General features: G+C 70.3%; 12 protein-coding genes. 8 read left to right on the top strand and 4 right to left on the bottom strand.

The features are described from left to right. Both VLF38_RS16710 and VLF38_RS16705 read left to right on the top strand, forming a co-directional pair. Positions 1 to 839: inositol monophosphatase family protein (locus tag VLF38_RS16710; protein ID WP_325272368.1), on the top strand; the 839-nt coding region annotated here is incomplete at its 5' end. Between the two features lie 150 nt (positions 840 to 989). Next, positions 990 to 1280 carry a DUF4193 domain-containing protein gene (locus VLF38_RS16705; RefSeq protein WP_107699879.1) on the top strand — a complete coding sequence of 97 codons (291 nt, stop codon included), beginning with the start codon at positions 990 to 992 and terminating at the stop codon, positions 1278 to 1280. A gap of 91 nt (positions 1281 to 1371) precedes the next feature. On the opposite strand, the gene VLF38_RS16700 is transcribed toward VLF38_RS16705, so the two are convergent. Together VLF38_RS16700 and VLF38_RS16695 are read right to left on the bottom strand one after the other, a co-directional pair. Continuing rightward, a complete protein-coding gene (locus VLF38_RS16700; RefSeq protein ID WP_325272367.1) occupies positions 1372 to 1749 on the bottom strand; it encodes a DUF4235 domain-containing protein in 378 nt (125 codons plus the stop codon). A 55-nt stretch (positions 1750 to 1804) separates the two neighbouring features. Next, complete coding sequence (locus VLF38_RS16695) at positions 1805 to 2251, bottom strand: DUF3093 domain-containing protein (RefSeq protein WP_325272366.1); 447 nt, start codon at positions 2249 to 2251, stop codon at positions 1805 to 1807. Positions 2252 to 2304: 53 nt separating this feature from the next. Here VLF38_RS16695 and dut point away from each other — a divergent pair, with 53 nt between their 5' ends. From dut to VLF38_RS16675, 4 genes are read left to right on the top strand one after another with little or no spacing between them, the layout of a single operon-like run. Further along, positions 2305 to 2793, top strand: coding sequence for a dUTP diphosphatase (gene dut, locus VLF38_RS16690; RefSeq protein ID WP_325272365.1), 489 nt, complete (start codon positions 2305 to 2307; stop codon positions 2791 to 2793). Next, positions 2793 to 3431, top strand: coding sequence for a DUF3710 domain-containing protein (locus VLF38_RS16685; protein ID WP_325272364.1), 639 nt, complete (start codon positions 2793 to 2795; stop codon positions 3429 to 3431). The genes dut and VLF38_RS16685 overlap by 1 nt, the downstream gene beginning before the upstream one ends. Positions 3432 to 3453: 22 nt before the next feature. Then, positions 3454 to 3819, top strand: a complete 366-nt coding sequence (locus VLF38_RS16680) for an OB-fold nucleic acid binding domain-containing protein (protein ID WP_325272363.1) — start codon at positions 3454 to 3456, stop codon at positions 3817 to 3819. Then, positions 3816 to 4544: a DUF3159 domain-containing protein gene (locus VLF38_RS16675; protein ID WP_325272362.1), complete on the top strand. Its 729-nt coding sequence runs from the start codon at positions 3816 to 3818 to the stop codon at positions 4542 to 4544. The genes VLF38_RS16680 and VLF38_RS16675 overlap by 4 nt, the downstream gene beginning before the upstream one ends. Before the next feature lie 16 nt (positions 4545 to 4560). Here VLF38_RS16675 and VLF38_RS16670 read toward each other — a convergent pair whose 3' ends face one another. Both VLF38_RS16670 and VLF38_RS16665 read right to left on the bottom strand, forming a co-directional pair. After that, positions 4561 to 5229: a TrkA family potassium uptake protein gene (locus VLF38_RS16670; protein WP_325272361.1), complete on the bottom strand. Its 669-nt coding sequence runs from the start codon at positions 5227 to 5229 to the stop codon at positions 4561 to 4563. Next, entirely contained in the window at positions 5229 to 5876 is a 648-nt protein-coding gene (locus VLF38_RS16665; protein WP_414689420.1) for a potassium channel family protein, read from the bottom strand. Before VLF38_RS16665 ends, VLF38_RS16670 begins: the two co-directional genes overlap by 1 nt. A gap of 96 nt (positions 5877 to 5972) precedes the next feature. On the opposite strand from VLF38_RS16665, the gene VLF38_RS16660 reads away from it, so the two are divergent. After that, complete coding sequence (locus tag VLF38_RS16660) at positions 5973 to 8027, top strand: APC family permease (RefSeq protein ID WP_325272359.1); 2055 nt, start codon at positions 5973 to 5975, stop codon at positions 8025 to 8027. Continuing rightward, a complete protein-coding gene (locus VLF38_RS16655; RefSeq protein ID WP_325272358.1) occupies positions 8024 to 9256 on the top strand; it encodes a class I SAM-dependent RNA methyltransferase in 1233 nt (410 codons plus the stop codon). The genes VLF38_RS16660 and VLF38_RS16655 overlap by 4 nt, the downstream gene beginning before the upstream one ends. Positions 9257 to 9282 lie beyond the last annotated feature (26 nt).

Genomic DNA, 9282 nt, shown 5'->3' with positions numbered 1-9282 from the left:
GTCGACGCGTGAGCAGCCCGCCCGTGACCTCCCGCCCCGGCGACCTGCTGGTGCTCGCCGTCTCCGCGGCCCGCGAGGCCGCGGCGCTCGTGCGCGAGGCGCGCACCGGCGTCGTGCAGGTCGCGGACACCAAGAGCAGCTCCGTCGACGTCGTGACCGTCACCGACCGCGCGAGCGAGGCGCTGATCCGTGACCGGATCCTGGCCGCCCGCCCCGACGACAGCTTCCTGGGGGAGGAGGGCGGCCGCAGCATCGACGGCTCGAGCGGGATCCGCTGGATCGTCGATCCGATCGACGGCACCGTCAACTTCCTCTACGGCATCCCCGACTTCGCCGTCTCGATCGCGGCCGAGCGCGTCGACTCCGACGGGTCCGGCAAGGGCGAGGTGATCCTGGGCGTCGTCATCGACGTGGCCACCGGCACCGAGTACGCCGCGACCCACGGCGGCGGTGCCACCCGCGACGGGCGACCGATCGGCGTACGGGGAGAGGTTCCGCTGGCCGAGCGGCTGGTCCTGACCGGGTTCTCCTACTCCTCCGAGATGCGCGCCGTCCAGGCCGCGAGCGTGGCGCGGATGCTGCCGAGGGTGCGCGACATCCGCCGGCTCGGCTCCTGTGCGCTCGACCTGTGCCGCATCGCGGCCGGCAACGCCGACGGGTACGTCGAGGAGGGCACGCAGCTCTGGGACCACGCCGCCGCCGGGCTCATCGCGCGTGAGGCTGGCGCCCGGGTCGAGATCACGCGGGGCACCTTCGGTCGCGACCTGGTGATCGCTGCGCCTGAGCAGGGCTTCGCGGAGTTCCGGACGCTGGTCGTGGCCTGCGGCTTCCTCGGCTGATCGCGGGAATAGAACGCACCGCCGCACAGTTCACGGCACGCAACACTGCGATGCACGTGCATAGACGCTGGCGATGGTGCACAATCTGGCGCGCCGCCGTCGGGAGTTGCACGGAGCTACGGCGGTAGACGGAAGACCTGGGAGATACGCATGGCGACTGATTACGACGCACCTCGCAAGACCGAGGAAGAGCAGAAGGAAGACTCGATCGAGGAGCTCAAGGCTCGTCGAAACGACAAGACCTCGGGCAAGGTGGACGAGGACGAGGCGGAGGCCGCCGAATCATTCGAGCTGCCCGGCGCCGACCTCTCCCACGAGGAGCTGACCGTCGAGGTCAAGCCCAAGCAGGAGGACGAGTTCACCTGCATGAGCTGCTTCCTGGTGCACCACCGCAGCCAGCTGGCCGACGAGAAGTCGATGACCTGCCGCGACTGCGCCTGATCGCTGGGCCTGTTCACCGGGCCTGATCCAGGATGCGCGAAGGCCGCTGTCCCCTCGGGAACAGCGGCCTTCGCGCGTCTTCAGGCGAGCGTCACTCGACGCTGGCACCGACGATCGTGCCGAGGTCGTCGGAGGGGGAGTCCTTCGACTTCTTGCGCTTCCCCTTGCTCGACGCGGGCGCCTTGTTGCCGTCGGCCTGCAGCTCCGCGGGGAGGTGGCCTGTCGACTTGAGGTAGTAGTTCGCCGCCCGGCGGGTCGCCAGCATCTTGAGGATGTTGACGAAGGTGCCGCTCGCAGCGGCCCAGGCGACCGCCTCCCAGACGTTGACGTCGGGGTCGGCCGGGTTGGCCGGTGGCGTCTTGCCGGTGGCCTTGGTCCAGCCGGTGTTGAGCGTCTTCTTCGCGACCGCAGCGCTGCCAACGGCGGCACCGAGCGACATGATCGACCAGGCCTTTGAGCCCTTAGCCATCGGTGAACCCTTCCTCGGGGTGGACGTTTCCGACCACCCTAGTGCGGAAGCAGTCTCAGCGAGCGAGGCGACCGGCCAGCGCCGCTGCGAGCTGCTTCGGCCGGCGGGTCGAGATCAGCCAGTACGGCGTCGGGTCGGCCGGATCGGTGATCTCGACGCGGACCGAGCGCTTGACGTAGGGGCGCATCGCGAGGTGAGCGCGCGCATTGGCGTCGCGTCCGGCGAGGAGGCGGGTCTGCTCCTTGTCGAGCGGCGTCACCTCGCCGACGTACGTCAGGGGGAGGTGGGCGCGGCCCGCACGGAGCTGGCCGTCGACGACCTCGACGCGGAAGGCGCCGAACCGCACGAACGCCGCGGCGACCAGGGCAGCCATCGCGCCGACGATCAGGTTCGCCGCAAGGAGGGGCACGGCCACGACCAGGGCCAGCCAGAAGGTCGCCACGAGCATGGTCGCCTGCACCCACCACCGCAGGGGGACGAACAGGCGCTCGGTGTACTCCACGGGGGAGATCCTGACATCCCGCCCTCGCGGGCACGCAGGTAGGGTCGTCGATCATGTGTGAGATCGCCATCGTCCGGCTCGACCCGGACGTGCCGCTGCCCGGCTACGCGCACCCCGGCGACGCCGGTGCCGACCTGGTCACGACCGTCGACGTGACGCTCGCGCCGGGGGAGAGGCAGCTGGTCCCGACGGGCATCGCGATCGCCCTCCCCGACGGCTTCGTCGGTCTCGTCCACCCGCGCAGCGGGCTCGCCTGGAAGGCCGGCCTCTCGATCGTCAACGCCCCGGGCACCGTCGACTCCGGCTACCGCGGCGAGATCAAGGTCTGCCTGGTCAACCTCGACCCGTCGACGCCCATCGAGCTGCGCCGCGGCGACCGGATCGCCCAGCTCGTCGTCCAGCGCGTCGAGCACGCGCGCTTCGTCGAGGTGGACGCGCTCGACGAGACCGCACGCGGAGCCGGCGGCCACGGTTCGACCGGCGGCTTCGCCTCCTCCACCATGCCCACCCCTACTGGCTTCACTGCTGGGAGCACCCACTGATGTTCAACCGCCGCAAGAAGAACGACGACGTCACGACGCTGGGCGCGCAGCCTGCTGCGGACGAGGCGCCTGCGGCGCCCGCCCAGCCCGCCCCGCCCCGTCCCCTCGACATCAGCGAGGTCGACCTCGAGGACGGCACCCCCCGCGTCGACCTCGGTGGTCTGGTGCTGGTCCAGGTCGAGGGCTTCGAGCTCCGGATGCAGGTCGAGGAGGCCACCGGTCAGGTGCAGTCGGTCCTCTTCGCGGCCGAGGAGGGCGCCCTCGAGGTCCGTGCCTTCGCCGCCAGTCGGGGCGACAGCATGTGGGACGAGATCCGGCCGCAGATCGCTGCCGACGCTGCCAAGCGAGGCGGCACCGCCACCGAGGCACCGGGGCGCTTCGGTCCCGAGCTGGTCTGTAGGGTCCCCGCGGCGCTGCCCGATGGCACCCAGGTCCTGCAGGAGACGCGGATCGTCGGCATCGACGGCCCGCGCTGGTTCGTCCGAGGCACGTTCATCGGCGCTCCGGTGCGCGACGACCTGGTCCGCGGCCCCTACGACGACGCGCTGGCCTCGCTCGTGGTCCGGCGTGGAGCCGGTGCGATGGCGCCCGGCGACCCGTTGCCGCTGACGGTTCCCGGCAACGCGCGCCGCGCCTGAGTTCTGCGCCTAGGCTGGAGCCATGGGAGACGGACGCTCGCGCCTGAGGCGCACCATCAGCCGCTGGGCCGACAGCTCCGACCAGCACGCCCGCGACCTGCAGCGGACGGTCGAGGGCTCGGGCTGCTGCTCGATCGCAGCCGCGCCCGACCGCACGCACCTCAGCCTGCAAGGGGCCCTGCGCACCGTGACGCTCCGCCCGCGCGGCGGTGTCCCGGCCCTCGAGGCCGAGCTCTTCGACGGCTCCGACGTCCTCACCCTGGTCTGGCTCGGCCGACGCCGGATCACCGGCATCACGCCCGGTCGCGAGCTCCGGGTCGAAGGCCGGATCGGGCTCCAGGACGGTCACCGGGTGATGTACAACCCGCGCTACGAGCTCACGTCGTGAACGACATCGCGGACCTCCGCGGCCTGGGAGACCAGCCCGCGACCACCGAGACGGTCGAAGCCGTCGTACGCCGCCAGCTGGCCACCGCGCTCGGTGGCAAGCGCGGCATGGTCGAGGCGGCCGTGCCGACGATCGTGTTCACGGTGCTCTTCCTGACCACGCGCGACCTCCGGTTGGCGCTGGCCCTGAGCCTGGGCGCCGCGCTGGTCGCGCTCGCCGTCCGCGTGGTGCAGAGGCAGACGGTGCAGTTCGCCGTCAACGCGCTCTTCGGCATCGGCATCGGTGCGGCCTTCGCGTGGCGGGCGGCCCGCGGCGGGGGCAGTGCCGACGAGCAGGCGCTGGCCTACTTCCTGCCCGGGGTGCTCTACAACGCCGGCTACGCGGCGGTGCTGATGCTCTCGATCCTCACCCGCTGGCCGGTGGTCGGCTTCATGGTCGGCAGCGTGACGGGTGACCCCACCGGGTGGCGTGAGGACTCCCAGGTCCGCAAGCTGTGCAGCCTGCTGACCTGGGTGCTGGTGGCGCCGTGCATCCTGCGCGTCGTCGTGCAGGCGCCGGTCTACCTCGCCGCCAGCCAGGGCCCCCTCGACACCGGCGTCGCCGTCGGCATCCTGGGTGTGTGCAAGCTGGTCATGGGCTGGCCGCTGCAGCTGGCGTCGCTGGCGCTGATGGTCTGGCTGCTCGGCCGTGACCGCACGCCGGTCACGCCCCAGTCGGCCGCCTGACGCAGCGCCGCCGCGGTCACCCGTGGGTGCGCGGCGACAGCAGGTGCTCGAGCTCCGCCTCGACCTCGGCACCCGCGACGAAGAGGAGCTCGTCTCCGGACTCGAGCGGCTGGTCGGCATCAGGCGCATAGACCTGGCCGTCGCGCAGAATCGTGACCAGCGCGCAGTTGGCCGGCCACTTCACCTGACCAGCGGGGATCCCGACGTGCGGTGAGTCCGCGGGAAGCACCATCTCGACGAGGTTGGCGTTGCCCTTGCGGAAGGTGAAGAGGCGGACCAGGTCACCGACCGAGACGGCCTCCTCGACGAGCGCCGACATGATGCGCGGTGTCGAGACACTGACGTCGACCCCCCAGGCCTCGGTGAAGAGCCACTCGTTGTTGGGGTGGTTGATCCGGGCCACCGTGCGCGGCACCCCGAACTCGGTCTTCGCCAGCAGCGAGGTGACCAGGTTGACCTTGTCGTCACCGGTGGCCGCGATCACCACGTCGCAGTGCTCGAAGCGTGCCTCCTCGAGCGAGCTCAACTCACAGGAGTCGGCCAGCAGCCACTCGGCGTTGGGGACCCGCTCGGGGCGGATGGAGTCGGGCTCCTTGTCGACGAGGAGGACCTCGTGTCCGTTCTCGATGAGCTCGCGGGCGATCGAACGGCCCACGGCACCTGCTCCAGCGATGGCGACCCTCATCAGTGCTCCTCCGGGCCCTTCGAAATGACGTCGTAGACCGAGCCCGCGGTCTCCTCGCGCATGACCAGGTGGAGTCGGTCGCCCTCCTGGAAGAAGGTCTCGCGCGTCGGGAGGATCCCCTCACCGAGCCGGTCGATCCAGGCGACGCGAGCGCCCGACTGGATCTGGAAGTCGATCATCTTGTGGCCGATCCAGGCCTCGGGTGCGGCGATGTGGTCGACGCGGATCGTGCCCGACGGGTCGCGGAAGTCCGGCTCGGCGCCCGCCGGCAGCAGCCGCCGGAGCACCTGGTCGGCCGTCCACTTGACCGTGGCGACCGTGGTGATGCCGAGCCGCTGGTAGACCTCGGCGCGACCCGGGTCGTAGATCCGGGCGACGACCTGCTGGATGCCGAACTGCTCGCGGGCAACGCGCGCCGCGATGATGTTGGAGTTGTCACCGCTGGAGACTGCGGCGAACGCGTCGGCGCGGCGGATGCCGGCCTTCTCCAGGACCTCCTGGTCGAAGCCGTAGCCGACGACCTTCTCGCCGTTGAACGACGGGCCGAGGCGTCGGAAGGCATCGGCGTTGTTGTCGATCACCGCGACGGTGTGGTTCCGGTCCTCGAGGCTGCGCGCGAGCGTCGAACCGACGCGGCCGCAGCCCATGATCACGACGTGCACGTGAGCACCCTAGCCCGTGGCGCACCTCTCGTGGGTCGCTGGCGCAGGCGGGAGGCTGGTCAGGGTCTAGCCTGTCTGCTCGTGAGTGTCGGCGACGTATCGAAGCGCATCCTGCTGGGGCGCAAGCTCAGTTCCTCCCAGCTGGGAGAGACCTTGCTCCCGAAGCGCATCGCGCTTCCCGTCTTCGCCAGCGACGCGCTCTCGTCGGTCGCCTATGCGCCCGACGAGGTCTTCATCATGCTCTCGGTGGCTGGCGCCTCGGCGTACGTCTGGTCCTGGAAGATCGGCATCGCGGTCGCGCTCGTCATGCTCACCGTGGTCGCGTCCTACCGCCAGACCGTGCACGCCTACCCCTCCGGTGGCGGCGACTACGAGGTGGCGACCGTCAACCTCGGCCGCACCGCCGGTGTGACCGTCGCGAGCGCGCTGCTCGTTGACTACGTCCTGACCGTCGCGGTGTCGATCTCCTCGGCAGCGCAGTACGCCGCGGGCGCGATCCCGTCGCTCATCGGCCACGAGGCGATGGCGGCAGCGGTGGCCGTCGTCGCCCTGGCGGCCATGAACCTCCGCGGCGTGCGCGAGTCGGGTGCGTTCTTCGCGGTGCCGACCTACCTCTTCATGCTCGCCATCCTGGGGATGTGCGGCTACGGCCTGATCGAGCTGGCCAACGGCACGCTGCCCCTGGCCGAGAGTGCCCACCTCGAGATCGACCGGGCGGAGGGCTGGGAGGGGCCGCTGACACAGGTCGGCCTGATGCTGCTCCTCGCGCGGGCGTTCTCGTCCGGCTGTGCGGCCCTGACCGGTGTCGAGGCGATCTCCAACGGCGTGCCCGCCTTCCAGCGTCCCAAGTCGAAGAATGCCGCGACCACGCTGCTCCTGCTGGGCCTGATCGCGATCTCCATGATGATGAGCGTCATCGTGCTCGCCAAGCAGATGATGATCCGCTACGTCGACCCGCACGAGCTCGACCGGCTGCGAACGTCGGCAGGGGGAGCGCTGCCCGACGGCTACGAGCAGCACCCGGTCATCTCGCAGATCGCTGCCGGTGTGTTCGCCGACTTCTCGCCGGGCTTCTACTTCGTCACGACGGTCACGGGTGTGATCCTCGTGCTCGCTGCCAACACGGCGTTCAACGGCTTCCCGGTGCTCGGCTCGATCCTCGCGCAGGACGGCTTCGCGCCCCGGGCGCTCGCCTCGCGTGGTGACCGGCTCGCCTACAGCAACGGCATCATCTTCCTGGCGGTGATGGCGATCGTGCTGATCCTCGCCTTCGACGCGGAGACGACCAAGCTGATCCAGCTCTACATCGTGGGCGTCTTCGTGTCGTTCAACCTCAGCCAGCTCGGCATGATCAGGCACTGGACACGCCACCTGAAGACCGAGCGTGAGCCGGCCGTACGCCGCCGCATGGTGCGCTCGCGGATCATCAACGCCTTCGGCCTGGGCATGACGTCGGTCGTCCTGGTCATCGTGCTGGTCACCAAGTTCCTGGCCGGCGCGTGGATCACGATCATTGCGATGGTCGTCTTCTTCATCATCATGAAGGGCATCCGCTCGCACTACGACCGGGTCGCGGTCGAGCTCGAGGCGGACGAGCAGGACAAGATCATGCCGACACGCGTGCACGCGGTCGTGCTGGTCTCCAAGCTCCACAAGCCGACCTTGCGCGCGCTCGCGTTCGCGAAGGCGACCCGGCCCAACACCCTCGAAGCGGTCTTCGTCGACATCGACGACAACGCCACCCGGCGCCTGCTCGACCAGTGGGACGAGCGCGGCATCGACGTACCCCTCAAGGTCCTGCACTCGCCGTACCGCGAGATCACCCGGCCGATCGTCGACTACGCCGTGGAGGTCCGGAAGCAGTACCCCCGCGGCGTCGTCGCGGTCTACATCCCGGAGTACGTCGTCGGCCGGTGGTGGGAGCAGCTGCTCCACAACCAGACCGCGCTGCGCCTGAAGGGCCGGCTTCTCTTCACCCCCGGCGTGATGGTGACCTCCGTTCCGTTCCAGCTGCGGTCCTCCGCGGTGGCGCTGGAGCGTGAGCTGCGCGACGAGGGTCGCGTGCACGCCGGCGACCTGCGCAGTGGACGTGCGCGTGACAATGACAGTGACAACGTGGGGAACGAGACCGAATGAGCACCAACCAGCACCGCCGCCGCAACCCGCGGGTCAACCGTGAGCGGAAGGCGCGCGGCGCCTCCGTCGTCGGCCAGCGGCACACCGTCGAGGTGGGCAACATCGCCCACGGTGGCTTCTGCATCGCCCGCGTTCCGGTCGGTGAGGCGGGCGAGACCCGTGTCGTCTTCGTCCGGCACGCGCTGCCCGGGGAGACCGTCGTCGTCGAGCTGACGGAGGGCACCGAGGGCGACCGGTTCTGGCGCGGTGACGCCGTCGAGGTGCTCACGCCGTCGAAGGACCGGGTCACCGCGCCGTGCGACGTCGCCGGGCCTGGCGGGTGTGGCGGTTGCGACTTCCAGCACGTGAAGCCGGCGGCGCAGCGCGAGCTCAAGGCGACCGTCGTGCGCGAGCAGCTGGTCCGCATCGCGAAGCTCGACCCGGCTGACCCGCTGGTCACCGGGCTCGTGGTCGAGGACTGCTCCGGCGGCGACAAGCAGCTCAAGGCCGGCCTGCGCTGGCGCACGCGGACGACGTTCGTCGGGCTGCCCGGTGCGCCCGGCCGCAAGGGTCTGCGCAAGCACCGCTCGCGCGACGTGATCGAGGTCGACGACTGCCTGATCACCGTCCGCGAAGAAGCCGACCACCCGGCCGACGGCGGTGGGATCGTCAGCCGCACCGTGACCGCGGACGCGGGGGAGCGGACCTACCAGGTGGAGGCCGACGGCTTCTGGCAGGTGCACCCGCACGCGCCGCGGATCCTGGTCGACACGGTGCTGTCGCAGCTCGATCCCCAGCCGGGGGAGAAGGCGCTCGACCTCTACTCCGGCGTGGGCCTCTTCGCGGCGTACCTCGCGGAAGCAGTCGGTGCGGGCGGCAAGGTCGTCGCCATCGAGGGTGACGCCGTGGCGACGACGCACGCCAAGCGCAACCTCGCAGCGTTCCGGCACGCGACGGCAGTGGCCGGCGGGGTCGCCGAGACGCTCAAGGAGTCCTACGACGAGCCGTTCGACCTCGTCGTCCTCGACCCGCCCCGCGAGGGCGCCAAGCAGGCTGTCGTCACGCAGATCGTCGACCGCGCTCCGCGGACCGTCTCGTACGTGGCGTGCGACCCCGCCGCCCTCGCCCGCGACGTGGCGCTCTTCGGCCAGCACGGCTACCGGCTCACGGCGCTTCGCGCGTTCGACCTCTTCCCGATGACGCACCACGTCGAATGTGTAGCCCGTTTCACTCGACGTGATGTATCTTGATATCAAGAGACTTCGGTTTCTGAGAC

This window comes from Nocardioides sp., from assembly GCF_035481145.1.
Lineage (GTDB): Bacteria > Actinomycetota > Actinomycetes > Propionibacteriales > Nocardioidaceae > Nocardioides.
This window is presented reverse-complemented; position numbering and strand designations above follow the sequence as displayed.